The organism is Gluconobacter sp. Gdi, assembly GCF_014132155.1.
In the GTDB taxonomy this organism is placed as follows: domain Bacteria; phylum Pseudomonadota; class Alphaproteobacteria; order Acetobacterales; family Acetobacteraceae; genus Gluconobacter.
This window is the reverse complement of sequence record NZ_BLJQ01000007.1, coordinates 97321-124068: the sequence shown is the minus strand read 5'-3', so window position 1 is coordinate 124068 and position 26748 is coordinate 97321. Positions and strand designations below refer to the sequence as shown.

Annotated in this window: 16 protein-coding genes and 1 pseudogene; 12 read left to right on the top strand and 5 right to left on the bottom strand. The window is 55.2% G+C overall.

The window, feature by feature from the left end:
• A partial coding sequence (locus tag JN414_RS12670; RefSeq protein WP_237390050.1) for a Hint domain-containing protein occupies positions 1–1518 on the bottom strand: 1518 nt, incomplete at its 3' end.
• 1787 nt (positions 1519–3305) lie between these two features.
• Between JN414_RS12670 and JN414_RS12665 the strand changes: the two genes are divergently transcribed.
• Together JN414_RS12665 and mgrA are read left to right on the top strand one after the other, a co-directional pair.
• Entirely contained in the window at positions 3306–3467 is a 162-nt protein-coding gene (locus JN414_RS12665; RefSeq protein ID WP_202208195.1) for a hypothetical protein, read from the top strand.
• An 846-nt stretch (positions 3468–4313) separates the two neighbouring features.
• Positions 4314–5336: an L-glyceraldehyde 3-phosphate reductase gene (gene mgrA, locus JN414_RS12660; RefSeq protein ID WP_202208194.1), complete on the top strand. Its 1023-nt coding sequence runs from the start codon at positions 4314–4316 to the stop codon at positions 5334–5336.
• Between the two features lie 144 nt (positions 5337–5480).
• Here the strand turns inward: mgrA and JN414_RS12655 are convergent, their stop codons facing one another.
• Positions 5481–6371 carry a LysR family transcriptional regulator gene (locus JN414_RS12655; protein WP_202208193.1) on the bottom strand — a complete coding sequence of 297 codons (891 nt, stop codon included), beginning with the start codon at positions 6369–6371 and terminating at the stop codon, positions 5481–5483.
• A 437-nt stretch (positions 6372–6808) separates the two neighbouring features.
• Here JN414_RS12655 and JN414_RS17250 point away from each other — a divergent pair.
• From JN414_RS17250 to JN414_RS12635, 4 genes and pseudogenes are all read left to right on the top strand, one after another.
• Positions 6809–6949, top strand: a pseudogene (locus tag JN414_RS17250) (alpha-galactosidase); the annotation flags it as partial.
• Positions 6950–7593: 644 nt separating this feature from the next.
• Entirely contained in the window at positions 7594–8211 is a 618-nt protein-coding gene (locus JN414_RS12645; RefSeq protein WP_308469049.1) for a sorbitol dehydrogenase family protein, read from the top strand.
• A 21-nt stretch (positions 8212–8232) separates the two neighbouring features.
• Positions 8233–9870 carry a GMC family oxidoreductase gene (locus JN414_RS12640; protein ID WP_202208192.1) on the top strand — a complete coding sequence of 546 codons (1638 nt, stop codon included), beginning with the start codon at positions 8233–8235 and terminating at the stop codon, positions 9868–9870.
• Positions 9863–11230, top strand: a complete 1368-nt coding sequence (locus JN414_RS12635; protein WP_202208191.1) for a cytochrome c — start codon at positions 9863–9865, stop codon at positions 11228–11230. Before JN414_RS12640 ends, JN414_RS12635 begins: the two co-directional genes overlap by 8 nt.
• A gap of 838 nt (positions 11231–12068) precedes the next feature.
• Here JN414_RS12635 and JN414_RS12630 read toward each other — a convergent pair.
• The 3 genes from JN414_RS12630 to JN414_RS12620 all read right to left on the bottom strand — a co-directional run bounded on the left by JN414_RS12630 (position 12069) and on the right by JN414_RS12620 (position 16368).
• Complete coding sequence (locus JN414_RS12630) at positions 12069–13034, bottom strand: DMT family transporter (RefSeq protein ID WP_237390049.1); 966 nt, start codon at positions 13032–13034, stop codon at positions 12069–12071.
• 328 nt (positions 13035–13362) lie between these two features.
• Positions 13363–14487 (bottom strand): major royal jelly family protein, encoded by a 1125-nt coding sequence (locus JN414_RS12625; RefSeq protein ID WP_237390048.1) that lies wholly within the window; start codon positions 14485–14487, stop codon positions 13363–13365.
• A gap of 708 nt (positions 14488–15195) precedes the next feature.
• Positions 15196–16368, bottom strand: coding sequence for an FAD-dependent oxidoreductase (locus JN414_RS12620; protein WP_202208190.1), 1173 nt, complete (start codon positions 16366–16368; stop codon positions 15196–15198).
• A 512-nt stretch (positions 16369–16880) separates the two neighbouring features.
• On the opposite strand from JN414_RS12620, the gene JN414_RS12615 reads away from it, so the two are divergent.
• From JN414_RS12615 to JN414_RS12590, 6 genes are all read left to right on the top strand, one after another.
• A complete protein-coding gene (locus JN414_RS12615; protein WP_202208189.1) occupies positions 16881–17771 on the top strand; it encodes a LysR family transcriptional regulator in 891 nt (296 codons plus the stop codon).
• A 140-nt stretch (positions 17772–17911) separates the two neighbouring features.
• Positions 17912–19510 (top strand): serine hydrolase, encoded by a 1599-nt coding sequence (locus JN414_RS12610; RefSeq protein ID WP_202208188.1) that lies wholly within the window; start codon positions 17912–17914, stop codon positions 19508–19510.
• A gap of 234 nt (positions 19511–19744) precedes the next feature.
• Entirely contained in the window at positions 19745–20965 is a 1221-nt protein-coding gene (locus JN414_RS12605) for an FAD-dependent oxidoreductase (RefSeq protein WP_202208187.1), read from the top strand.
• Between the two features lie 17 nt (positions 20966–20982).
• Complete coding sequence (locus tag JN414_RS12600) at positions 20983–23370, top strand: penicillin acylase family protein (RefSeq protein WP_237390047.1); 2388 nt, start codon at positions 20983–20985, stop codon at positions 23368–23370.
• Positions 23367–24662, top strand: a complete 1296-nt coding sequence (locus JN414_RS12595; RefSeq protein ID WP_202208186.1) for a serine hydrolase — start codon at positions 23367–23369, stop codon at positions 24660–24662. The genes JN414_RS12600 and JN414_RS12595 overlap by 4 nt, the downstream gene beginning before the upstream one ends.
• Complete coding sequence (locus tag JN414_RS12590; protein WP_202208185.1) at positions 24659–26731, top strand: prolyl oligopeptidase family serine peptidase; 2073 nt, start codon at positions 24659–24661, stop codon at positions 26729–26731. Before JN414_RS12595 ends, JN414_RS12590 begins: the two co-directional genes overlap by 4 nt.
• The last annotated feature ends 17 nt before the right edge of the window (positions 26732–26748 follow it).

Sequence of the window (26748 nt, the reverse complement as noted above, 5' to 3'; positions counted from 1 at the left end):
CGGCACAGGCTGGCTGGAGACGGTGATGGAGCGATGACCCAGCCATTTGACAGGCATGGCCCCCTTCGGCGTCATGACCAGCGTGCCCGGCACGAGCGTTTCGACCGTGGCTTCCCCGTCAGGAGTTGTGAGCGCGGTGCCTTCGGCAAAGCATGTCGTATAGACCAGACCGCCATTGCTGTCAGACGACAGGGTATAGCCATACGTGCTGGCGTTCGGCACGTTCAACGAATACGTGCCACCGGTGGTGTAGAACGTGATGCCACTGGCCGTTGTGCTGACACTGGTGACGCTGGCCTGCGGGATGGACGCCAGTTCAATCGTGTCTGTGGGCGACCAGCCCGAAATGGTATTCGTCGGCATGGAGGTGCCACTGATAACCAAGTTCGCACCATCACCAGAAAGCAGGATGCTATTGCTGCCAACAGTGCCGTTGACGACCAGTGTACCACCCGAAGAGACAACAGCCTGCCCTGCAATTGTACCCCCGGAAACAACAGATACAGTACCTCCACTCTTAATTGTAGGTGTAGAGATCGCTGCGCCATTCAAAACATTGAAGGTAACGTTATTGGAAACAGTCCAGGTTCTGTTATCTTTGAAACCGGATTCCAGATTAACAACACCACCATTTGACGTAAATGCTGTATTATTTGTTCCGCCGGTCGCTGTGTAAACATTCAGTGTTCCACCATCGACGACCGTGCTCGATACAACACCACCCTGAACGTTTATCGTACCACCGGAAGGAATACGCGAAGCGGACAGGACAGCGCCCGAATTAACGGTAATTGTGTTTCCGCTGGTGGCGTAATTTCCGCTAGTGGCAGTAAATGTTACACCAGACTCCAGAATAAAGTTACCACCAGTACCAACGATAGTCGTGTTTGACGTATTGTTTGTGTATAAATCCAGCGTTCCACCGCTGATGACCAGATTTCTTCCTGCTCCTGCATTAGCGAGAAGAGTTGCAGATGCACCACTGCCGATTGTCTGGTTAGCAAGAACTGCACCGGAAGACGTGATTTCCGTTGTGCCAGATCCGGAAAGTACGCCGCCTGAGATAGTAGCTGCGTTTGTTATAGTGCCCTTTAGAACAGTTGCGGCATCCGCAATAATGGACGCACCAGTGGTGATCTCCGCCCCGCTAATGACAGCACCAGAAGTTGCGCTCAGCACACCACTGCTGAAAGCATAGGCTGCCAGTACTGTCGAACCACTCTGAGCGTCAACAGTTCCACCACCGGCGATAAACGGGTTATCGGCTGTGCCGCCAACGTAGACGTGCCTGATACCCCCGCTTTGAATCACCCCCTGATAAGAAGAGCCACCACTAGAGATATAATCCTGTCCTGCGCTGCCAACGACACCGTTGCGGACAATGCCACCGAAGCCAACGTAACGTTGCCCACTGTTGCTTTGATCCTGTGTGGCTCCGCCGGATGAGACAATTTCTACATCCCCATAAACGAGAGCATTTGAGACCACTTGCCCAGAAGTAACTCTATAAGTCGCCATTGCGTGTGCATCCTCAATCATCAGCCATCAAGCGTAATGTGAAAGTGTTCACGCTCTGGCCAAGTGAACTGTCTCACTGCAATTGCCGGTCATTTTTATGAGGGACAGCAGCGGTGAGAGAAAAATGTAAACACCGGAGAAACATGAGCTCAAGCTTTTTTCGTGGGAATATCTCAGGGAACTTTAATGTTTTATTTACGAATGGATGACGGAACCGATCTGAAGAAATAAGCAGATCAAAAAACTTGGGAAATAATCACATGTTTTTCTGTTTCCTCATTCTCATCCCTAGAGATGCTTTCAATTCGAACCTGAGAAATATAGATGGATCAAACAGAAGATTTTTCTCTTACAAGCAGGATCATATTATGGATTCGGACTCGCATTTGATGATTCTTGATTTAACTCATTCTTGAAATATAGTCCGAAACGGCACTTTTTTGAGGTCATGATGGGGCTTGAGGGTTTTATACCTTACCCTTCCCTTCAGCATGGTTAACGACCGCCTTTGATCATTTTGAGCCTTAAACCCTGCTGATATTTTGAACTGCTCCTACTGATGCCCCCCCCTGTTGCGCCTGCCATTCCCATCACGAACAACAACGAGAGTCCTCGCGTTTCACGCATAAAATCAGACTGCGCGGCGTTTGGTGACATCCACTTTGACTTAACGTCGAAGTTCCTCTCCCGTAAGAGTATGCGTAACATCAACACTCCTGGATGCCGGGCAGCATGCATGACCTTCCCTCCCCTTGATCCAGCATCCGGTCCAAGGTCGATGATTCAGTCTGCTGCGAGCATTGCATCCAGATTATGCTCGACCATCAGGACTATTACCCCGCGTTCTACAAGTCCGTGATCACAGTCAGTAACCGGGTCACGTCCATGCCGTGCAAACCCGTTGTCGGTTCACCGAAATTAAGTATATCGACATCCTCATCAAGCAGGGACGCGAGCTTCACGCGCTGTCTTTCGCCCCCCCCCCCTGAAAGGATTGAAGTGGAGCGTCCGATTGTGAGATATCCCAGACCAACGTGCCGTAGACACTCAAGTATCTTTCCGTCATCCGGTTCCGTGAAAAACGATGCAACCTGATCCACCGGCCTCGTCATAAGCTCGGAAATATTCCGATTATCGAATTAATATCCAAGTGTTATTTAATTAAATACTGTATCATTACAAGATTCACAGGTCATCGCCGTACTTTCAAGAAAAGCGAGTTCCGTCACAATGACACCGCGCCCCTTGCAGACGGGACAAACTCCCTTTGACGCATTGGTAAATCAGCTACAGGATACACCATTAGATCGCGCAAACAGATCTCGGATGTGCTGCGTGACGCCCCTGTAAGTCGCGACCGTAGATGTCATGTTGCCACGTAAGAGGCTCTGGTTGATAGCCGTCGCGGAAGGCATGACCTCTAGAGTTTTCTTGATAAGAGAGCTTCTGCCGGAGCCGACAACCCCGTCAGGGCAGTGAGAACCTTACGGGGAATATCGACGTCAATGCCCTGAAGGTTATTGAGATGAGCATTAGGGACCTGGATAGGATCACCGTGAGGCGTGCGACAGGATGTAGACTACGTTCTGCTCAAAAGTATTCCCCAGTGGGCGTTTGAGGCTTTTGTAATTTTGTACGGGGCCCGGAGAATAGAATTTCTCCACCTGCTTCCCCTGATCCAGGTCCCATATCAACTACGAAATCGGGAATGTCGATTAGGTCAGGATCGCGTTCCACAAGAAGGACCGTAGACCTTTGTCGCGAGGGCACCTAAGGATCGCACCGAAATGACAAATCCCATGGATGCAAACGCCAGCTTGAAAAGCAAAACAGACAGCATGAATCAATATTTTCATTCTGAATTAAAAATGAAATTTATGAGCATCAGCGATCGCTGCACGGAAGCATTTTTCGCAGAGAATGCGGCAGTCATCTTTAAGCAAAGGTAATAGACCGTCAGGGTGCATATAGTTTGATGACGCTACGGTGGCTGTCTCCCGCTTCAACGTCGCGAGCATGGAATAAACATTGGCATTGCTGGCTCTTGGAGGCATCTTACCCGCAAGCTTTCTCTAACCTTGCAACAGAACCTGCCTATGGATCGACAAGTGCAACAGTACGCATTTCACACATGACAGCCAGATTACGAATATATTTCTGGTCCATCAAAACGGTACAAAAAAAATGAAACGCGTTATCCAACACTTTCTGTCATTGTGATCGTAAAATTTGGTATACACCAATATACTTAAGTGTTAAATTTATATCGCTTTCATGTGTAGTTATTTGGGATCTCGTTCGATGCTGGCTGCTGCAGATCTGCCACCTTACTGCGAAGTAAGCTGGCCTTCAGTCCTCTGTGAGAATGACTACGAATTTCTTGGCTTTCCAGATGTCACCCTTCAGTCATCCGGGGACCACACGTGCAATATCGTGCTTAGTGCTGAGAGATAAGGGTTTGACCACCTCCTCCTGCCTTCTGGATATAGTCTTGGATTAGGCATGAGTGCATTTGTCAGCAGAATGGCTCCGACGCTGCGACAGACGTTTTTCTGATGGAGCCCGATCCGCTTGAATGGGCGCAAAATGTTGTCACTCCCGATCAGATACCGACCAAATTACGTGTCTATCAGGACTACGAAATGAAAGCTTTCATCCAGTCTGGATATCCTCATCAGAGTGAACGTGACCTGTTCACTCGGCATGTCTTGCCATCCCTAAATTATGCCCCGCTCTCCCAGCTCAGTTGAAACCTACATGTTGCTTTACGAAGCACGCACAACAAGGACTTTTCCATGACCTGGACCCCCGATTCATCCCGTTATGAAACAGCGACCTTCCGCCGTTGTGGTCACTCCGGCCTTGATCTGCCACCTATTTCCCTTGGTCTGTGGCACAATTTCGGCGGCGTTGATGTGTTTGAAACAGGTCGGGCCGTCATCAGGCGCGCGTTTGATCGCGGCGTCACACATTTCGATCTAGCCAACAACTACGGCCCTCCTTACGGGTCCGCAGAAGAAAATTTTGGCACGATTCTGAAAAAGGATTTTGCAGCTCACCGCGATGAAATGATTATTTCTTCGAAAGCTGGATGGGATATGTGGCCCGGCCCCTATGGCAACGGCGGCTCACGCAAATATCTACTCGCCTCTCTTGACCAAAGCCTTCAAAGGATGGGGCTTGAGTACGTCGATATTTTCTACTCCCATCGCCCAACGCCAGATGTGCCGCTCGAAGAGACGATGGGCGCCCTGGTGCAGATGCATCGACAAGGAAAAGCACTCTATGTCGGTATTTCGTCCTATGGTCCTGAACGGACAAAGCAGGCTGCTGCCATTCTGAAGTCTGAAGGTGTACCACTGCTCATCCATCAACCTTCTTATTCAATGCTCAATCGCTGGGTCGAGGTAGAACTGCTCGATACGCTTGAAACCCTCGGCGTCGGCTGTATCGCTTTCTCTCCACTCGCCCAAGGTCTTCTGACGAACAAGTACCTCAACGGGACGCCAGAAAATTCGCGGGCGGCAGCAGAAAATTCTTTTAAACGGGCAATGCTTTCGGATGAGAACATCGCCCACGTGCGCGCCCTGAATGATATTGCACGACGGCGCGGTCAATCCCTTGCGCAGATGGCTATCGCCTGGATCCTGCGAGATCCCCGCGTCACCTCCGCGCTCATTGGCGCACGAAACATCCAACAGCTCGACGATTCACTTGACGCTCTTCAGAACCCGTCATTTAGTGACGAGGAACTGCAGTTGATCGATCAATATGCACGTGAAGGGCATATTGACCTGTGGCGAAATCTTTCAGAATGAAATGCTCATAAATTACCCAAGAAACAATTCACCCAGCCTACAAAATTAGGCTGGGTCTCGCTATTTTTCAAAAATCACAAGCATCTACAAAGTCCAACCTCAGAATACTCCCACCAACTACGTGAATTTTCTTCTGTAAATTACCTACACTTTGTAGCGTAATTTATCGACGACAAGAGGCAATACGGACGAATGCTTTCGACTTGGATAGTACAAGTGGTAGCCTGGGAAGGTTGGACACCAGTCTTCTAGAACCCTTACCAATCGACCGGACTTGATATACGCCTGCACTGCATCTTCAGGGAGATAGGCAATCCCTAACCCATCAAGCGCAGATTTGATGCGCAGAGCTAGATTGTTGAAAACAAGCTGCCCTTCAACGCGAACATGTATTTCCTGCCCATCTTTTTCCAGATCCCACGGAAAAATGCCTCCATAAGTCGGCAAGCGAACATTAATGCAATTATGGTCCATCAAATCCTGAGGCGTTTGCGGCAAAGGATGCCGCTTGAAATATCCCGGCGATGCAACAACCGCCATGCGCATATCAGGTCCGATCCGAACCGCAATCATATCTTTGGCGACCTGCTCTCCCATCCGGACACCAGCATCATATCCTTGGGCAACGATATCGGTCAGGCCATAGTCTACAATCAATTCAACATTGATATCTGGATGATCAGAGAGGAAACGTTTCAAGGCTGGTTGAAGAATAGAAAGTGCTGGATGCTCCCCGGCTGTGATCCGCACTGTACCGGCCGGCTTATCACGCAAGGCAGTCAGAGCTGCCAGTTGGGCTTCTATTTCGCTCAATCTCGGCGCCAGTGTCTGAAAAAGACGCTCACCAGCCTCGGTCGGAGCAACACTCCGGGTTGTTCGTGTCAGCAAGCGCAAGCCAAGCCGCTCTTCAAGAGCACGAATGGTCTGACTGAGAGCTGATTGAGAAACCCCCATTTTTGCTGCCGCTCGTGTAAAGCTCCGTTCCTGTGCAACAGCCGCAAAGGCTGCAAGATCATTGAAATTCTCATGCGCCATTGATTAGACTTTCTAATAACATGGTTCGCTTTATAGCGTCCCATCACAGAGCACAATGCGAGAAAACCGCTCGGGAATTCTCTATAAGGCATGAATCCAGATTACAAGTGACAGGAGTTTTAGCGCTGAAATCGACCATTCTGGCGAGCAAACAGCGACAAACGGCCCCGCAGGGACACAGCTTGTAAATGCTACTCTCAATGGCACAATCCGGGCCACGCAGCGACGCAGACAGTTCTTGTTGAGAGTTAAAGAAGCTTATTTTCATGCCGCTTATATGCCCGTGCATTCCAGCATCATGCCCGACAACGTGTCCTGCCATTCTGAACTCGCGAGAAGGCACATCTTCTGTGACGAATTAACGCAGCAGAGAAGCTGGGCGTCGAGAATTTTGTGCTGCATGATGCCCGGTTGGGCAGCTTGGCAACTCGCGCAGTCTCGGAAGCTGGAATGTCACCCCCAATATTTCCCCGAACGGACTAAATGCCCTAACCGACCATGCTCATGGCCTTGGCATGCAACTCGGTCAGTGGTTCGAGCCTGAAATGGTCCGTCCTTCTACGGTGAGCCCCACCTGACTTGAAAAAGGAATCACTGTCAGCGCTACTGTTTTGCAAGACATGGAACGAACACTCTCCAGACTTTATCCTGCGCAGGTACTGGGTCTGGAATGCCGACCGGTTCACGGCATGAATGGCTAATTTCGATGCGGAGCATGTCTCTCGCAGCATGGCTCCACAGCAGAACGTTTCTCCCTTCAAGTAAGCCCCAATCAGCATCCAGCACTTGATTTCGCAGGCTAGGCTACGAAACGGACCTCCTTCTCAAAATGTTCGTGGCGAAAAACAGCAGGCCCCAAAATCAAATTAATAAGTGAGACTTATATCTGTATATAAATATAAGGACCTAATCATATACGATATTTGACGATAAGATCTTAGGGGTTTTTATAAATTTCAATTTCCGATAGGTGGATGTTCGTTTCCGAAAGGGCACAGGAATATATATTGTTGTCAGACTATCAGGGCATACCTTCTCTACTCGCATCAATTCTGATGGAATCTTCATCCTTGCTGAATGAAAGCGTTTCTGCTGTCTCCGATGCGATAGATTCTATTGGCATGCCCTGACCCTGCATCAATCTGTTTTGCGTAGTTTCAGCGCAAGATATTTCTCGGCCCTTTCAGACGATTGGATAATGGTTTTTGTGGAGTAGGTTTTTGTGACACGAAATGGAAATGGCTCGTTTCCTGGCCATCTCAATGCCTCGCCCAATGCGATCAGAACGAGCCAGTCCTTGAGACTGATGCGTCGGGACGTTCTGCTTTCCGGATTTGGAGCCATACTCGCTTACGGAATTGGTGGCGGGAGCTCTGAGGCGGCAGGCGTTACGACTGATCCGAATATTGCACAATTCATGGATATATCGTGCCGCATGACGGATCGTCAGCATCTCGATCCACAGGTTGGCGCGGCGCTCTACAATGGCATCATCCATTCCGTTCCAGAACGCAAAGCCCAGCTTTCCAAGCTATACAACATCATGAAAAGCAATAACCCGGGCACTTCTGCGGAGCTTGCAAAGGCTGCAGAACAGGCTGATCCAGGTTTCAAGGATGTCATTCATGACATCATGATCGGCTGGTATCGTGGCGTTGCTGACGGAAAGGTCGTTGTCTATCGCACGGCCCTGATGTTTGATGTCACCAAAGATGCCATCTATCCCAAAACCTATGCGGCGGGCGGTCCGTTTTACTGGACCACCCAGCCCCCAGAAGTGGAGCGTCCGACGGGACAGCCTGCGCTTTCCGCATCCCCCTTCGTCGTAGAACCCACCTGAAAAACCGGAAAAGCCTCATTCATGTCTTCTGACCAGAACCTCTCCGCCGATGTCGTCATCGTCGGCTCCGGTGTCGCGGGCAGCTCTATTGCCAATGAGTTGGTGCGCGCCGGAATTTCTGTTGTCGTACTCGAAGCTGGCCCCCGTGTGGATCGTCAGCATTTCGTCGAGAATTTCCGCAATCTGGAAAACAAGCCGTCCTATCAGGGGCCTTTTCCATCCACCCCGTGGGCCCCGCACCCGCCCAACCAGATAACGCCCAACAAATACCTGCACACGACCGGGCCGAACGCCGAAGCTTATCAGCAGGTTTATCTGCGAATGATGGGCGGCACGACGTGGCACTGGGCCGGTTGTGCATGGCGTTACCTGCCGTCTGACTTCGAGCTCAAGACCCGCTACGATCAAGGTCGTGACTGGGCCGTCAAGTACGAGGATCTAGAGCCATTCTACTATCAGGCCGAGGTCATGATGGGCGTGTGTGGTCCTGATCCGAAGGTCGAAGATCTGGGCTCTCCGCGTGCGCAACCTTACCCGATGGACGCACTACCGCTCTCGTATGCCGCGCAGCAGTTCCGCCAGCTCATTGCAGAACAGACACCATGGCGCGTTGTCCATGAACCTCAGGCCCGCAATACGCGCCCGTATGATGGGCGCCCGACCTGTGAAGGGCATAACAACTGCATGCCGATCTGCCCAATCGGTGCCATGTATAATGGCAGCTATTCCGTCTACCACGCGGAAGCCGCCGGCGCGAAGTTCGTAACCAATGCCGTCGTGTACAAGATTGAGCGCGACGAAGCGAACAAGAAGGTCACGGCTGTTCACTATTACGATCCGGACAAGGGATCGCACCGCGTGACCGGCAAGTATTTCGTCATTGCGGCACACTGCATCGAAACAGCCAAGCTGCTTCTGGTCTCCGCCGATGAGAAAAGCCCGACCGGGGTTGCCAACAGCTCCGATCAGGTCGGCCGCAACATGATGGATCATACCGGCGTTCAGGTGACGTTCATCAGCGGCGACAAATCTCTCTGGCCGGGCCGCGGACCTCTGGAAACCAATGTCATCGACAATTTCCGCGATGGCGACTGGCGCGGTGAGCATGGCGCATATCTCGTCCACATGGTGGATGACAACCAGGTGGATTTCGCAACACAGCTTGCAATTTCAAAGGGATATGTCGGCAAGGATCTGGAAGAGCAGATCCGCTATCTGGCGTCGCACACCGTCCGTCTCTTCAGCCACAATGAGGCCCTGCCCGATCCGGACAACCGTCTGACATTGAGCAAGACGAACAAGGACGCGCTGGGGATCCCGCATCCGGAAGTCTATTACAAGCTTCCGGAATACACAGTTCGCAGTTGTGAGCACACGCGAGGCGTCTTCAAGCAGCTTATCGGCCTGATGCATGGGACCGATGAGGAATGGACACCGGGCTACTTCCCGCAGGATCACCCCTCCGGCAGCACCATTATGGGAACGGACCCAAAGAACTCCGTGGTGGATGGCCATTGCCGAACGCATGACCATGACAACCTGTTCATCGCAAGTTCGTCCGTGTTTTCCACGGTTGGAACCGGGAACATCACCCTCACCGTCGCAGCCCTTGCGCTCCGTGTTGCTGATACGCTGAAAAAAGAACTGCTTCATGCCTGATTTCAAGAAAGTTTTTGCGTCTTTTCTGATCAGTGGCGCCGTTCTGGGTGGAATGGGATATTCTACTGCCCGTGCAACTGACGTGGGACAGGACGTTATGTCCCGTGGTGCGTATCTGGCGACTGCAGCAGACTGTATTGCCTGTCACACCCGCCCAGGCGGCAAGCCGTTTGCCGGGGGCCTGAAAATTGCGACCCCGCAGGGTGACGTTATTTCTACCAACATCACACCTGATGCGGAACACGGGATCGGCGCCTATACGGAGGCTGACTTCGAAAAGGCGCTGCGTCACGGTGTCCGCAAGGATGGTGCTTACCTTTACCCGGTCATGCCGTACGTCTCCTATGCGGGCATGACGGACCAGGACGTGCATGCGCTCTATACGTGGTTCATGCATGGCATTCGCCCTGTTGCAGAGAAGCCCACCGAGACGCATCTCAGCTTTCCTGGCAACATCCGCATGTCGATGATGGCCTGGAATCTGCTTGCGGGCAGAGAGAAGCAGGAGACCGGGGATTCCTCCCAGTATGACAAGCTACGTCGCGGACACTATCTCGCAACCGCTCTTGAACACTGCGGAACCTGTCACACACCGCGTAACAGGATGCTGATCGAAAAGCAGAGCCAGTATCTGGGCGGTGCACCGCTTGCCGGCTGGTATGCACCAAACATCACGCCAAGTGCGACAGGAGGGATCGGAGACTGGAGCGAGGATGACCTCGTAGCCTATCTCAAGACCGGCCGTGCCAAGAACCGCAGCCAGGCTGCAGGCCCCATGGCTGAAGCCGTCGAGCATAGCACCAGCCATCTGACGGATGAGGATCTGCACGCGCTTGCGGCCTTCATCAAGCAGATCCAGCCTCATGATGATGACAAGGATCATCAGGCCCGCGACAGTCTGGGCAAAGCGGCTTACAATCCGGACCTTCGCTCTGGCGAACTCACCCGCATTGACAATCTGCACGAAAAGTCTGGCGCAGAAATCTACACCGGCAATTGTGCCGCCTGCCACGGGCAGGATGGTGCAGGCACGGCAGATCAGTATGCCCCGTCACTGTATGCTAATTCAGTCGTCGGTTCCGAGCGTGTTGACAACCTCATTATGGCCATCGTCTACGGTGTGGACAGGAAAACGCCTGCAGGCGGCCATGCCAGCATGCCAGGATTTGGTTACAATTCTGACGTTCAGCGCCTGAGCGACGAAGAAATCGCTCGACTGGTCAACTACGTAACCGCGACGTTTGGCAGCGGTGATCATCATGTCACAGCAGAACTGGTCGCCAAGACCAGAACAGATCATCTTGAAACAGCAGTTTCCCATGTCATGGTCAAAACCACGACGGGTAACAGCACGCCATAACGTTTGTTAGGTGGAGTGGAAGCGTCAGAAGGGAGCATTTTTCCCTTCTGACGCTTCCTCTATTCTGAGCTTAGCACTGACTACTCTATGGGAATTAACATCCATTTCCTTGGTATTTTCATCTCTTAATTTACAGAGAAAATGCTTTCCCCAAGAAAAACATCTAAGTCTCGTCATTCTTGGGAAATATTTTTTTCGCGCTTTCCCACGGAAGAGATGGGCAAATCTTAGGCTTCTTCATTGTATGACAGTCGCCATCTGTTCGAGCGCCAAAGCAAGAACTAGCAGTAAATGATGCGCCATAACTTATACCTCACTGTCGCACACGACGAGGTATTCATGGGTAATGTAGCAGCCCACTGGAGCGCCTTGCCTGCCCGGATCAACGGTCTCTGGAGACATCTTCTGGCTTGCCGGCAGTCGTGAGCGCAACTTTAGCCAGCCCCTTGGGCTCAACATTGAAAACGGGGAACGCGGCACTGTGGTCACTTATTTAGTGATAATGTGCTGCGAAAAAACGTTTCTGAACAAGCCGAATATTCTGTCTCTGGGAGATATCCCTAAAAGCAATTGCTAAGCGTAAGCTATATCGCTTGCTCTTTCATGAACGTTTCAGTTTACCGCAATTTCGCGCGAGGAAAATAGGCCCCTGGAGGCCGAGACTGGCAATCTGGTCACCTTAGTTGGACATAAAGCTGACCTAAAACTTGTAGGTTCTCATTTCACATAGGGGAAGGCATCCTTTTAGTGGATGCCTTCCCTTGCCTTCGACAGGAAAATAGCGGGAAATCCCAGTTCCTTTCGGAACTAGCTCAATCTTCCACTCTGCCCTGCCTCATTACATAGTAGGGAGAGCGGTTTTCCTGGTTGCTTTCAGAGAGTCCTTGGCAATTTTTCGAGCCTTACGGCGTTCAAGGCGCTCTTTCATTGCCATTTTCTCGTAACGTATCCGCTGACGGATCCAGTTCAACATGCCGGAAGCTGTCAGGACGGCGATACCAACGAAAGTCCAGCGGTCGAGGGGTTGACGAAAGACGAGATAGCTCAGCGCAACTCCCCACGCCATCTGACTATACTGCGGCAACGCAACGCGGTTCGCGGGTGCCCGAGCGGTTGCAAGCATCATGCACAACTGCCCCAATGCAGTCAGAAAGCCATACCCAAATAGGTAAATCCAAGTCTCGACATGGGAAGGCCAAGTGGCATGGGCAATCATCAGGATGCCGTTTCCAACCAGCGGCCCCATGAGACTGGACCCAAACAGCGACAGCCTCACTGTTTCCTTACTGGCGATGCGATAGGCAATGACACTTCCTGCATTCGCACAAGCGGCTAAAAGCGCACAGAGATGCCCTAAATTAAGCGGACGCATTCCGGGCCTCAGAACTATGAGAACCCCCGCAAAACCAAGCGCAACAGCCAACCATGCCCAGAATGTTACTTTTTCTTTAAGAAGAAGAACCGATAGAATGGTTACAAAAAGCGGCATCAGAAACGTGATCGACAGAGCTTCTGGCATCGAAAGAAGCATAAAAGCTTTAACGCTGGCAGCTGTCGCCACGAAGACACAGAAAGCCCTCAGCAGCCACATTCCACGAAGCTGAGGCCGTACGATGTCTAGATAGGATTCCTGGGGTTTACGAATGAAAGGAAGAATAAGAAAACCGAAAACACCTCCAAAAAACGCAACCTCAAACGGGTTCAGACTTCCGTCCAGCAGTTTGGAAAAGGCATCACTAACGGCAAACGCAGCATACGCTCCGAAGGCCAAGGCCATTCCGGAGAAGAGGGTTTTGGTGTCCATAAGACTCTGGGATTCGATTGAAAAAAGAGAGGGCCGTGCTGAAAATTACTCAAGTGCGCCCGAAGAAAACGCAAATGTACAGAGCTGATCTATCCACCTGTAATTTCGGTAGGCTTCTTAGAAGAGTAATTACAGAAATTCAAACCTATTTTCTGCGATATTATGAATTTTTACAGCACGCATTGAATATAACACGATATAAATGATTTATAACAAGCATGAGGTTATTGTTATAATAAAATATAATTAATTTATTAAGTAGAATTATAGAAATTAAAATTAAAGCCGGGATCAATAAAATAATAAAAAGAATTGATCCCGAATATAATTATTTATTCAGTGGAATTCTAACGATAATAAATGGCATCTCTTCAAGACTTTTACCATCATGAAACACAGGAAGTCGTGCCCATTGTCCAATTACACTATACACTGAACCGTCATGATATGCGAGGCCGTCCGGCTCTATAAGGCGGGCATCACGCGCAACCATCATAACTTGACCATCGACCGTGCGCCGAAGAATGCCGTGACGCTCTACATCCGAGATGTACAAAGAGCCATCCGGGCCGGTTGCCATCCCGTCTCCCATTGTGGTCTCTCCTTCATATGTCACAGCGGCTTCAATCTGCGCCTCTGTCGTCTTTGTATCCGATAGGAGTGCGGTAGGGGCAGAGTATAGCTTTCGGCTGCTCAGAGACTGCCAGTAAAGCGTTTTCTGGTCAGCGCTTAGATCAATTCCATCTACTCCGCCCTGCGGAATGACTGCATGATCCGGATCATAGCGCCCTACCACACCATCAATCATGCCGACGAAGCCAGGTTCGGCTGAGACGACCTTGGCATCAGCGAGAATACGCCGCTGCTTTCCGGTCGCAAGATCAATGACAACAAGACCTGGATGAACTCCTGTTGAGGTGTCGGTGATAAAGGCCGTACCAGCAGTACCGTGTGTCAAGTCAATCCGGACGTCATTCAGGTGGCTGTCCGGCAAGAGCGCAGGCGCCGTAACCGGGTACACCTTGACGATCTGATTTGTCACAGGATCGACTTCAAAGAGCTTCTGAGCACCGGCAACGGTGCCCTGCCCTTCGACCATACCTTCGTCCAGAACCCAGAGCTTGCCTTGTGCATCAACAATCATGCCAAGCGGCGAGACAAACTGCTCCTGCGATGCCGCATCAGGAAACGGAATAATCTTTCCCTGGGCATACACCCCAAGCCGCGCCCCTGTGTGTTCATGAGCACTCCGCGGAAAGCTTACGACCATCCGGTTATCGGGAAGAAACGCAATGCCGGATGGCTGAACATGAGGGAAGCGGGCAACAACCCGGACATTGCCTGAACTGATGGAGCCCTTATCTACACTATCTTTGGCGAGAGCCGGACCACCGGCAGCCATCGCGAAAAAACCAGCCGCGAAAACGGCTACGAGGGAAAGGTTGGCCTTCAAGAACTATTCTCCACTGATGGACCCAAAGGAGAGACGTTCTCTCTTTCAGGTCGCACTGATTTTCGTGACGCTCAGTAGTCCACGGATAAGGATACTCTGTCACTTCAGAAAGTGGACTTTCTCACGAAATATCAATCGCCTACTTGCCACCTTACAGGCGTAAGCGCATCCGTCGGCAGAGATACACGATGCATCGGAAAGCCGATCATGTGGTCATCAAGTTCCTGCGTTTCAGCGGTCGTAGGGTAAACAGCAACACCTGCTCTCTGAATTGCTCGCCACCCCAAGAGCCACAGCGAAAAAACTTTAATCGCAAACGAGGCGATCGCGAAACTTCCAAGCCCGACCTCGAACATCCGTTTCTGCTGCCAAAAGTACCCCAGTTCCTGCGGCAATTAGAAGGAAATCACAAAATGTCGGGCCGTAAGAACTCTGGGCACAAGCCAGACTGACATCTGAAAATCTGAGTGGTTACTAAATTTGGCTAAACCCCTCAGGACAACCGAACTATCAAAGACAATTATGAGATAGGTGCCCTAAATGACCGCCTTATTCGCAGAGTACCTAGGAGGCAACTCCGCCATGATGGTGCGGCCTGCATTTATGGTCGAGGAAAGCCAAAGCCATGCTGTTCACACCTCTAAGCGCCTCAAACAATTGATATCCCACACGATTTATCTGAATAATTATTCCCGATTAAAAATCGTTCTAAATCTTATACCCGATCCGCCTGTATAGTTTGTTTATTATCGAAACACTGTGGTTAGCTTCTACTAGATCAGGCATTTCGTCTGTGTTGTTATATCCAAACCCCATATCATGGCCCATCCACTGGACAACGATGCCATCTCTTCGTGAAACGACATATACGTTCTCAAAACTCATGCTGCACAGCGCCTCGGGCTGAGGAATTAGCCATGCGATCTGCCCCCGTATGGGAACAATGCTGTCATCATGCCATAGGGCTCTGGCGCCATACCCGGTACAATTAATAAAAACAGGTTCTGGGAGAGTTGTCAGTTCTGAAGGATGATGAAGGGTCAAGATTTTTATCTTGCCGCCACGCTCCAAAAACTGCCGCAAAAGATAATCCGAATAGCTTGTGACGTTGAAAATCAGGTTCGGTTTCTTGTGAACTTCCGAATATGGAAATCGAGTGTCGTCTATCCTGATCAGGTTTCCCTGAGGTTCGATGTCCTGAATACGCTCATCAAGTTTGGCAAAACCAATGGGATCTGCATGAGGCACCGAGGGCTCCCGGGAACGCATACCATAAAAAGTATCCCATTCTACCGGATTTCCTGGCAGCCCCTGAAGGCCTTGATAACAGGAGAAGGAATGCCGGGCCATGCTTTCCCATCGCGCGGCAAACTCCGGCGTCACAGCGTCTTTCTGGGCAATACGAGAAGACGGTGTCCAGCTTCCGGAGGCCCGTGCAGAACGGACGAATGGTGGAAGAGCCTCAGCATAGATCGTGACCTGAGCGCCAGCCTGCTGAGCAACAATTGCCGTCGTGAGGCCAATCGCACCGCATCCAATGACCCCGATATTCCGGGAACTGACTGGTAACGCCCGCTCTACCGCCAGCTTTGCGCTGCCCCATGAGAGCGACCAGCCGCTACCGCCATGCCCATAATTATGCACGACTGTCTTTCGGCCCACCTGCTCCACCTCCAAGCGCGGTCCAGCAGCCCGGAAAGGACGTAGACAGACTGTAATCCGGTCAACTCTGTCAGTTCGTGCCCGGATGACAGGTATGGAACGTACGTCCGCATCCAGGTCGGGGTTGATAAGAGTTCCGGACGCGCATCCGGAGAGGCTGGAAAGCCCTACAAGAGATGCTCCTCTTGTCAGGGCATGGCGGCGCGAGAGAAGGAGCATTGAGAAAAACTTCCAGCTACGAAAGGGAAAAGAGTGATCTACATACAGGTGCCAGATTAGGTTGGACCGCCTAACTTCAGAACGCTGGCATCGACTTTCTTCGACAGGCAAGCATCAGGGTGTAAATGGTTTTGCATATAAATTTTGCTATGCCGCGATGGTATTCTCAAGCCGAACTGCCAATCAAAACCATTCAGGAAACTACCATATTCATTTTGAAGTCTTATCAATCATTACGGAAACTCGGCCAGAATGAAATTCTCAAAAAGCTTGCAAAGCATAACTCCAGGTTAAGAAATTTCCGCAAGCAGCCTATTTTCCATACAAGCGTGGTTCGTTCTTGTTTCAGATTGAATTTCCATTCTGAAGTCAGCATAACCCATGCCATGTCTTTGGCATCGGCTTTTGCAAAAGGGTGATAAAAGACGTTTCATTCGCGCGTAGATGTTACCCCTCTTGCCTCCCCTCCTGTGAACAGTTCAGAAACCTCTCTTTCAAAGTAAGGACCCCCAATGCGCCTGCGCCAGATCGAAGTTTTTTATGCGATCATGACGACGGGTTCGCTCCGACGTGCTGCCGAGTTACTTCACGTCTCGCAGCCAGCAGCAAGCAAGGTTCTGCGCTACGCCGAACAATCGTTGGGTTTTGCGCTGTTTGAACGGACGGGCGGCCGGCTGGTGCCGACACGTGAGGCCCGTATCATGCTCCCGCATGTCAACGCGATCTTCGAGAAACTATCCGATCTCAAGCGCCTGACCGACAATTTACGCTACGCGCGGGATGGACATTCAATCAGTATCGGATGCGTACCAAGCCTGGGGTTAAGCCTGGTGCCTCGTGTGGTGCAGCGATACCGTGCCGATCATCCGGGAATGGAACTGACGATCGATGCGATGCACGGGACTGAAATCGTATCTCGCATCATGAATCATGACCTCGATCTGGGAATTGTTTTCGGCGATTACACATACGATGGACTGACAGCACTCCATATTGCAGACATTCCGCTGATGATGATCGACGGAGAAGCGGGAGAAGGACCAGTCAGCGTTACCGGGATCGATCCTGAACGCTATATCGGGTTAACCGAAAACGATCCCACGGCCCGCATGCTGGATATGGTGCTGGAAGAGGCTGGAATTCCCATCAAGGCCCATGTGCGAGTACGAACTCATTTCATGGCAGCTGAACTCGTTCGCCTCGGTGGCGGATGTGCAATCGTGGATGCTGTGACAGCCCTGCATCATCCGGGTCTGTCTCGCCCCCGCCCTCTCTCACCACCCTTAAGCGTGAGCTGCACAGTTCTGTTCCGGGCAGACCATGCCCTGTCGCATATTTCACAGAATATCCTTGCCCTCCTGCGAAGTGAACTGGACGTCGATCTCCTCGCCTTGAAAGAATGAACGGCGTATTTTAACCCAAGGTTAAGGGTTCACTCCATCTTTAAGACAGGACAGGCAGAACATTTCGTGCTCTGAATCATCTTTCTTTCTTCACGGTCTCCTCCTGCTCCGGAGCCGGAAATTCGTATTCAGAGCCGTTCATGATCCAGCCTTTTAGACAGTCACTCATGCTTGCCGTCTCGACGGCCCTCTTCCTTTCCACAACATGCATCACCCATGCCGCGACGCTGCCACGCGGACTAACCGAGCAGGACATCACCGCGACGGTGGAACGTGCGCGATCGGCCTTCGACGTGCCAGGAGTTGCGGTTGCCGTGGTGCAGGATGGCGAAGTCGTGTTCAGCCGCGGCTATGGACGACGCACCCAGGACAGCGCGAGCGCACCGGTTGACGCCCGCACAGTGTTCGCTATCGGCTCCAACACCAAGGAATTCACCACGACGGCGCTGGCCCAACTGGTCGATCAGGGCAAGCTGAAATGGAACGACCGGGTAATTGATCATATGCCGGACTTCCGCGTGGCCGATCCGGCCATTACGCGGGATTTCCGCATCTCGGATCTGCTGACGCATCACAGCGGCATGGGACAGGGCGCCGGAGACCTGATGCTGTTTTCACACAGCACGTTCACGCGTCCGGAGATTTTGGCAGGCTTGCCTTTCATGCCGTTCACAGCCCCATTCCGCAGCGAGTACGCCTATAACAATCTTCTGTATGTCGTCGCAGGCGCGCTGGTGGAGCGCCTTACAGGACAGAGCTGGGAAGATGTGGTCCAGAAACGCCTGATCGATGCGGCGGGCCTTCCGGCCTGTCAGAGCACACCGCCCGTCAAAGGCCAGACGAATGTGGCAATCGGCGAAGGTGAAAGCACAGCTCTGCCTGAGCGGAGCGCCCTGCGCCTGCCGGGTGTCGCACCGGCAGGCGGCATCTGGTGCAGCGCCGATGGCGTGGCGCGATGGGCCCAGACCTATCTCAATGGCGGCCGCGCGCCGAACGGCCAGCAGATTTTCAGCCAGACCAGCCGCGATACCCTCTGGGCGCCGCACGGACTCCTGCCCCTGGCCGAGACGGCGGAGGCTACAAAGACGCATTTCCGCGCCTATGGCTACGGTTGGTTCATGGAGGATTTCTTTGGCCTCAAGCGCGTCTGGCACACCGGCACCATCAGCGGAATGGTCAGCTACGTAACCTTCCTGCCCGAACGCCGATCAGGCATTGTCATTCTGACCAACCATGACGATCACGCGGCGACTTACGCGATTGCGACAACACTCAGCTCCTATGTCGCAACCGGCGCAAGTTCAGACTGGGTCACGCATTTCCAGAACGAGAAAAACGCCAAGCAGGCTGCAAACGCGAAAAAGGCCGCCGAGAGTGGCCCTGGCTCCCCCGCGCGACCTTTCATCACGCTCTCACACGATGCGCAGCAGGACTATGTTGGGACCTATCACGATGACTGGCGTGGCCCGATCACAATCAGCCTTCGTGGAAAAGATCTGCGGATGTCCTTCAGCCATGCTGACGGCCTGACCGGAACGCTCTCCGCCCTGCCGCATGATCTGTTCATTGTCCACTGGGATGACCGTGGGCAGGATGCGGACGATGATTCCTATGTGCAGTTCGAACGCGGCATCTCGGGTCAGGTGAGTGGCATGAAAATGCAGGTCATCGGCTCTGATTTCAGCTTTGATGCGCAAGACCTGCACCCGCAGCATGAAAATGCAGGTCATCGGCTCTGATTTCAGCTTTGATGCGCAAGACCTGCACCCGCAGAAAGTCAATTCTGCAACAAAACCCTCCAAGCCCTGATACCTTGTTTTCATGGTAAAACAAAACCTTAACCACAGGTTATGGAAAGATGGCCTCTTTGCATTAGCCCGACTGAGTTGGAGGCTGTAGGTTTTGGGCATGATAACGGCGCAGGAGATCGCAGCGTCTCCACCACGCCCAGCCTCTGAACGCTCAGGATTTTTATGGCCGGAAAACGGACCATCACCATCATCGGCGGAGGCGTTATCGGCCTGACAGCCGCCTACGCCCTCGTTCGAGACGGACATGACGTCACCCTGATCGAACGCCGCGAGGACGTCGGACAGGACGCCAGCTTCGCAAATGGCGGCCAGCTCAGCTACCGCTATGTCAGCCCGCTGGCCGACGCCGGTATCGCGCAGGACGCCTTGGGCTGGCTGTTCCGCCCGAATTCTCCGATCTCGCTGCGACTGAAAGCCGATCCGCATCAGTGGCGCTGGCTGCTTGCGTTCCTGTTCGCCTGCAACCGGCAAACAAACCGCCGCAACGCCGCAGTCCTGCTTGATCTGGCTCTCAGCGGACAGGCCGAGCTTCAGAACTATCGCGAGGAAGGTCTGGGCGATTTCCTGTGGCGTCGTCCGGGAAAACTCGTCTTGTACAGGAACGCCACTACCTTCCGTAAAGCCGCAAAATCCGTCAGCGATCCGCAGCTCCAGCGCACGCTCTCGCCTTCCGAATGTGCTGATGTTGAACCCGCCTTCGCGGGTCTGCGCGGGCAGATTGCAGGCGGGATTTTCTCGCCTGAGGACGAGGTCGGGGACTGCTTCCTGTTCTGCAAGGCTCTGCGCGAAGCCCTCGCAGCTTCTCCGAACTTTCGTTTTATACAAGGCGACGCCACGCTCACAACAGGCCCGAAAAACCGATGCGAAGTCCAGCTGGATGGCAAGCCCTTTGAGACTGATCTTGTGGCTCTCTCAGCCGGGATCGGCTCCCGGAAACTGGCACGCCCGCTCGGGATTGACCTGCCGCTTTACGGCCTGAAAGGCTACAGCCTGACCACGCGTCCGCGTCCCGGCCTCGTGCCCTCAGTCAGCGTGACGGATTACGACAACCGCGTGGTCTATGCCGGTCTAGGCGATCGCCTGCGGGTCGCCGCAATGGTCGATATCGGTTCGGAAAATACCGATCTGAACCCAAAACGCCTCGGAGAACTGCGCGCGCTTGTGGCGGAGACGCTTCCCGGCGCACTGGGTCAGGGCGACGATACGCCGTGGGCCGGACTGCGGCCCGCCACCCCGACCGGCGTTCCGATCATCGCCCGCACCAGGTATGACAATCTTCTGCTCAATGTGGGGCATGGTGCCCTTGGCTTCACACTCTCGGTCGGCTCGGGCCTGAGACTGAAAGAGATCGTGGCCGGGTTCGACACCCGCGCCGTCAGCTGAGAAAGGAACAGGTTTCTATGCAGGCCACCCGCCGCACGGTTCTTCTTGGCGGCGTCGCCGCCGCCCTGTCCATGCCAGGACGTAGCGCACGCGCCGCCTCTCCCCTTCAGAGCTTGCTGGGCCTGAGCCAGCCGGTCGAAGTTCTCGAAGACCGCTGGGGCGTCCCCCATGTCCGCGCGCAGACCATCCCCGACGCCTTCTTTGCCGACGGCTATCTGGTCGCGCGCGACAGGCTATGGGAGCTGGATTTCGGCCATCGTCAGTCTCTGGGCCGACTGGCGGAAGTCTTCGGCCCGGCCTTCGTGCCCTCCGACACGGCCAACCGGCTGGTGCTGTTCCGCGGAGACGCCGAACGCGAACTCGCCGCCCTCCCCTCCCTGACGCAGGACTGCGCACGCGCCTATGTCGCCGGGATCAACGCGCGCATCGCGGAAGTCACCGTCACGCCCTCGCTCCTGCCGCCGGAATTCGGCATTTTCGCTGCCACACCGCTGCACTGGGACGTGCTGGACCTGATCCGCGTCCGCGCCGAAGTCACGGGCAACACCCGCACTGAAGTCCGCCGCGCCCGACTGGCCGCACGCGGAGCACTGGCCTACGACGCCCTCATCACGCCGCTGGAACCCGTCCACGACCTGCGGGTCCCAGAAGGGCTGGACACCGCCGCCATCTGCGAAGACGACCTCGGACTGTTCGGTGTGCTTCAGGCCCCCCTACCACGGCACGACCTCCATGCAGCCGCCGAGGACGAGACGCGACGACGGAATGAGGGCAGCAATTCTTGGGTCATCGCCCCCTCCCGCACCGCGACCGGCCGTCCCATTCTGGCCAACGACCCGCATCTGTCCTTCGGCGTGCCCGGCCCCCGTCACGTCATCCATCTGACGGCGCCGGGACTGGATGTGATCGGCGGCGGTGGCGCGGGCATGCCCGGCGTCATGCAAGGCCATAACGCGACGATCGCCTTCGGACGGACGAATTTCCATATCGATCAGGAAGACCTGTTCATCCTGCGCACCAACCCCGCCGACCCGCTGCTTTATGCCCATCAGGGCGGCTGGAAACGCATGGAACAGGTCGAGACGCGGATCGCAGTCCGTGGCGAGGCCGAGCGCATGGTGAGCCTGTTCTATTCCGTGCACGGGCCGGTCGTCTCGCGTGATCCGGCACGCAACCGCGCCACGGCGGTCTCCGCCACCTGGCTTGCCCCCGGCGCGAACGGGCTTCTGGCCAATATCGGGATCAATCTGGCCCATGACTGGACCAGCTTTCGCGAAGCCCTGCGCGTCCATACCAGCCCGACCAATTTCACCTATGCCGACACCAGCGGCAATATCGGCTGGCAGGCCGCAGGCGGTCTGCCCCGTCGTGCACCGGGACATGACGGGCTGATGCCCGCACCGGGAGACGGGCGGTATGACTGGCAGGGCCTTCAGCCGCTCGAAGCCCTGCCCAGCAGCTTCAACCCCGCACGCGGCTGGTTCGGAACATCCAACGAAATGAACCTGCCCCCCGGCTATCCGGTCGAGGAACGGCGCGTCAGTTTCGAATGGCGTGACGGCTTCCGACACGAGCGCGTGGCCCAAATGCTGGATGCCACACCGCATGCGACCCTTGGCGACAGCGTGGCCCTGCAACACGACACATTCTCCGTGCTGGCCCTGCAAATGGTCCGGCTCCTGCCCGACGTCCCGCCCGACCTTGCCGCAGAGGCTGCAGTGCTCAAAGCATGGAACGGCCGCGTCGATGCTTCAAGTGCGGCAGCAGCGCTGTATGAAGTCTGGTGGACCCGGCTCGAACGCGCCCTTCACGCGCTCATCATCCCGGCCACTCTTCACGACCTACTGCCGGGCCCTGTGAACGCCACGGTTCAGCTCTCCCTGTTCCAGTCCCCCGATGCCCGCTTTGGCAAAGATCCAGTGAGCGCGCGGAACAGGATGCTCGTCGAACAGTTCCGGGAAGCCGTTCAGGAGTTGCGGAAGCGCCTCGGCCCGCTTCCCGCCGCATGGCGCTGGGGGGCACTCCATACCATCACGCTGCGTCATCCGCTCGCTTCCGTCCCGGCCATCGCAACGGCTTTCCCCACGGTCGGCGGCCTTTCGGCCCAGAGCGGCGGGGACCCCTATACCGTCATGGCACGCTGGTACAGCCCCCAGACCGGCGGTCCCGACGCCTATGCCACGACGGGAGGCGCCAGCTATCTGATGGTGTGTGACGTCGGGCACTGGGACCGCTCGCTGTATCTCAACTTTCCCGGACAGTCCGCCGATCCGAAATCTCCGCATTACGCCGATTTCCTGCCCGTCTGGCTGCGTGGCGCCATGCAGCCGCTGTCCTTCAGCACCCACAGTGTCGATACCGCCGCGGTCCGGCGCATCACCCTGTTGCCTGAGACTCAACCATGATCATCCGGAGCCTCACACTCGCCGCCATCGCCGTCCTGTCATCCGCAGCACACGCCCAGACACACACACAGTCCGCCACCGAAACCACCCACGCGCTGGATCGCGTCCTGACACAGGGCGAAGTCCGCCCGCTGGCCGCCATCGCTGCCGTCCGCCTGCGGCACGGTCGCGTCGCCTACAACTATTACGGCGGATTTGCACGACGCACCTCGGGCGGAACGGTTCCCGTCGGACCACAGACCCTCTTTCGCATCGCCTCAATCTCGAAAGTCGTTACGACCATCGGGCTGATGGGACTGGTCGAGCAGGGCAAGATCGACCTCGATCACGATGCCTCGGACTATCTGGGCTTCCGGCTCCGCAACCCGGATTTCCTCCGGATACCCATCACCGTGCGAATGCTGCTCAACCACACCTCCAGCATCCGGGATGCCGACGGCTACATCCTCCCACCGGACCATAAGATCAGCGAGTTCTTTGATACAACCCGCAAACCCGGTGAGCTCGGCTACCACTTCGCGCATGGTGACGTACACGCGCCGGGCACATGGTTTGAATACTGCAATCTCTGCTACGGCCTCGTCGGCACGATCATGGAGCGTGTCAGCGGTGAGCGCTTCGACCACTACCAGCAGACACATGTGCTGGATCCGCTCGGGATAGACGGCGGCTATAACCGTATGTCCCTCGCCCATCCCGACCGTCTGGCCACGCTCTACAGCCACCGGCCCAAAGGATGGGAGGCAGAAACCGACACCCAGCCCCTCACTCCCAGCTGGAGCGCCGCATCCCTCGCCACCTACACGCCGGGTACGAACGGCACGCTGTTCGCCCCTCAGGGCGGCCTGCGCATCTCCATGGAAGGGCTGACCCGTCTTGCCCGCTTCATGCTCGGCCACGGCACCCTGGACGGCAGAACGCTGCTTTCGGCCCACAGCATCGCCCTGATGCAGACCCCCACCTGGCAGTATGACGGACAGAATGGCGACTGCCCCTACCCGATCGCCAGCTATGGTCTGAGCATGGCGCGCCTGACCGGAGCGCGGGATTCTTCGGGCCGCGAAACCCGGCCCTATAAAGGCTATTCCGGCGATCTGGCGGGTCACCTCGGCGATGCCTATTCGCTGCATTCGGGCTTCTGGTACGACCCCGCAACCGGCGATGGCTTCCTGTTTGCAGCGGACGGCTTCCCCGATGCCGGGCAGGAACGCCCGGGTGTCTATTCATCATTCACCAGTATCGAGGAAGAGATCTTCACCGCCCTCGCCGGAGCCGGGAAATCAGCCCCATGACTGTTCGACTGTCCCTTCTCGCCGCCTCAGCGCTGCTCGCGGCCACCTGTTCCGGCGCAATCGCGGCCTCCACGCAGGACGCAACCCAGCTGGGCGCCCTGCTGGCCATGCCCTATGCCAACGGGCTGACAGGAGCCGCAAAAACAGCGCGTCTAGCCTGGGTGGAACGTCGGAACGGCATCCGTAACATCCTGATTTCCGACGGAGGCGCGGTCCCCCGCAAGGTCACCGCCTATATGCAGGATGACGGAACCGATCTGTGGGGCCTCGCCCTCAGCCCGGACGGGCGGACACTGGCCTTCGTCGAAGGCGGCGATGCCGAATATCCCAACGATCACGCCCCCAATCCCGGCAACGCGGCCATCCCGGGCAAGGAAACCGTGCGGGTCCTCCTGCCCGACGGCCGGACGACCACCGCCGGAGAAGGACACAGTCCCGTCTTTTCCCCGGACGGACGCCTGCTGGCCTTCATGCGCGGCGGTGCCCTTCTGGTCGGACAGCCGGGCCAGACGCCGCGTGTGGTCATGACCACGCCGGGCGAAATCACCGCCCTGCACTGGTCCGCGGACAGCAGCCGTCTCGCGCTCGAAATCGACCGTGGCTCCCACAGTCTGATCGCGCTCTGGAACGCCCGAAACAGCAGCGCCGCACCCGTGTTCCTGCCCGCCGCACTGGGCCACGATCAGGAAGCGACCTTCTCGCCAGACGGCCGCTCCATTGCCTTCGTCCGGGCCTATCACCCCCTGATGACGGCCGAACGCGGCAAGGGACATTTCTGGTCCCTTCAGGTCTATGACACCGCATCTGGCGCGGAGCACACGCTCTGGACTGCACCGAAAGGTGCCGGGAACCGCTTCTGGGCGCCCGAAGGCATGGACCTGACATGGACCCGCAACGGACAGCTCCTGTTCCCGTGGGAAGGCAGCGGCTGGCTGCGCCTCTGCGCCCTCAGCGTCACCGCCCCTGCCGCAACACCACGCTGCCTGACGCCGGATCAAGCCGAAATCGCGTCCTACCGTCTGTCAGCGGATGAAACCCGTCTGATCTACACGGCCAATATCGGTGATCCGGATCACTGGCGCGCCTGGTCCCAGCCCCTTGATAACAGCCAGCCCGTGGCCCTGAGCGCGCCCAATGAACAGGTCATGGACCTCACACTGGCGGGACCGGCCATTGCCATGATGGCTACAGGCACAGACCAGCCCGCCCACCCGGTCGTGCTTCAGAACACTGTCCGGCACCTGCCCGTAATCCCCACTGTCCCGAACGGCTTCACATTCACGCCCCCTCAGATCGTGCATTTCCGCAGCGATGACGGCCGCGACATTCACGGACAGATCTTCCTGCCTCCCGCTGGAACACCCGGTCCGCATCCCGCGTTGGTCTTCGTCCATGGCGGCCCGCACCGGCAGATGCTCCCGGCCTTCAATCTGATGGGTTATTATTCCAATGCCTACGCCATGAACCAGTTTCTGGCATCGCGCGGATATGTGGTGCTGGCCGTCAATTACCGTAGCGGCACCGGCTACGGCGTGGACTTCCGAACCGCCCCCGGCATCGGCCGCGCGGGCGCCAGTGAATACAAGGACGTTCACGCAGCCGGACTGTTCCTCCGCAGCCGCTCCGACGTGGCCCCCAGCAAGATCGGCATCTGGGGTGGAAGCTGGGGTGGTTATCTGACGGCTCTGGCCTTGGCCCGCAACAGCGACCTGTTTGTCGCTGGCGCGGACTTTCATGGTGTCCATGACATGACGGAACCAGATCATTCAGGCCTCTCTCCCGAAGAGAAGCAACGGGAAAAGGAGAGCGAGTGGCGCTCCTCCCCAATTGCCGACATCGCGCACTGGCGCTCACCAGTCCTGCTGATCCACGGGGATGACGACTTCAACGTCGAATTCGAACAATCCGTCCTGCTGGCCCGTATGCTCGTGGAACGGAATATTCCGTTCGAAGATCACGTCTTCCCCGGTGAACGCCACGCCTTCCTGCGAACACAGGACTGGCTGAACGCCTATCTGTGGACGCTGCATTTCTTTGACACAAAGTTACCAGCCGTACAGCCAAACTGACTCCTGCCGGATCTGCG

Bases quoted from the DNA above. Each gene is read 5' to 3' on its own strand.
- JN414_RS12605 (WP_202208187.1), top strand. From the start codon at position 19,745: ATGGCCGGAAAACGGACCATCACCATCATCGGCGGAGGCGTTATCGGC.
- JN414_RS12595 (WP_202208186.1), top strand. From the start codon at position 23,367: ATGATCATCCGGAGCCTCACACTCGCCGCCATCGCCGTCCTGTCATCC.
- JN414_RS12615 (WP_202208189.1), top strand. From the start codon at position 16,881: ATGCGCCTGCGCCAGATCGAAGTTTTTTATGCGATCATGACGACGGGT.
- JN414_RS12630 (WP_237390049.1), bottom strand. From the start codon at position 13,034: ATGGACACCAAAACCCTCTTCTCCGGAATGGCCTTGGCCTTCGGAGCG.
- JN414_RS12635 (WP_202208191.1), top strand. From the start codon at position 9,863: ATGCCTGATTTCAAGAAAGTTTTTGCGTCTTTTCTGATCAGTGGCGCC.
- JN414_RS12610 (WP_202208188.1), top strand. From the start codon at position 17,912: ATGATCCAGCCTTTTAGACAGTCACTCATGCTTGCCGTCTCGACGGCC.
- JN414_RS12640 (WP_202208192.1), top strand. From the start codon at position 8,233: ATGTCTTCTGACCAGAACCTCTCCGCCGATGTCGTCATCGTCGGCTCC.
- JN414_RS12620 (WP_202208190.1), bottom strand. From the start codon at position 16,368: ATGCTCCTTCTCTCGCGCCGCCATGCCCTGACAAGAGGAGCATCTCTT.
- JN414_RS12665 (WP_202208195.1), top strand. From the start codon at position 3,306: ATGACAAATCCCATGGATGCAAACGCCAGCTTGAAAAGCAAAACAGAC.
- mgrA (WP_202208194.1), top strand. From the start codon at position 4,314: ATGACCTGGACCCCCGATTCATCCCGTTATGAAACAGCGACCTTCCGC.
- JN414_RS12590 (WP_202208185.1), top strand. From the start codon at position 24,659: ATGACTGTTCGACTGTCCCTTCTCGCCGCCTCAGCGCTGCTCGCGGCC.
- JN414_RS12655 (WP_202208193.1), bottom strand. From the start codon at position 6,371: ATGGCGCATGAGAATTTCAATGATCTTGCAGCCTTTGCGGCTGTTGCA.
- JN414_RS12600 (WP_237390047.1), top strand. From the start codon at position 20,983: ATGCAGGCCACCCGCCGCACGGTTCTTCTTGGCGGCGTCGCCGCCGCC.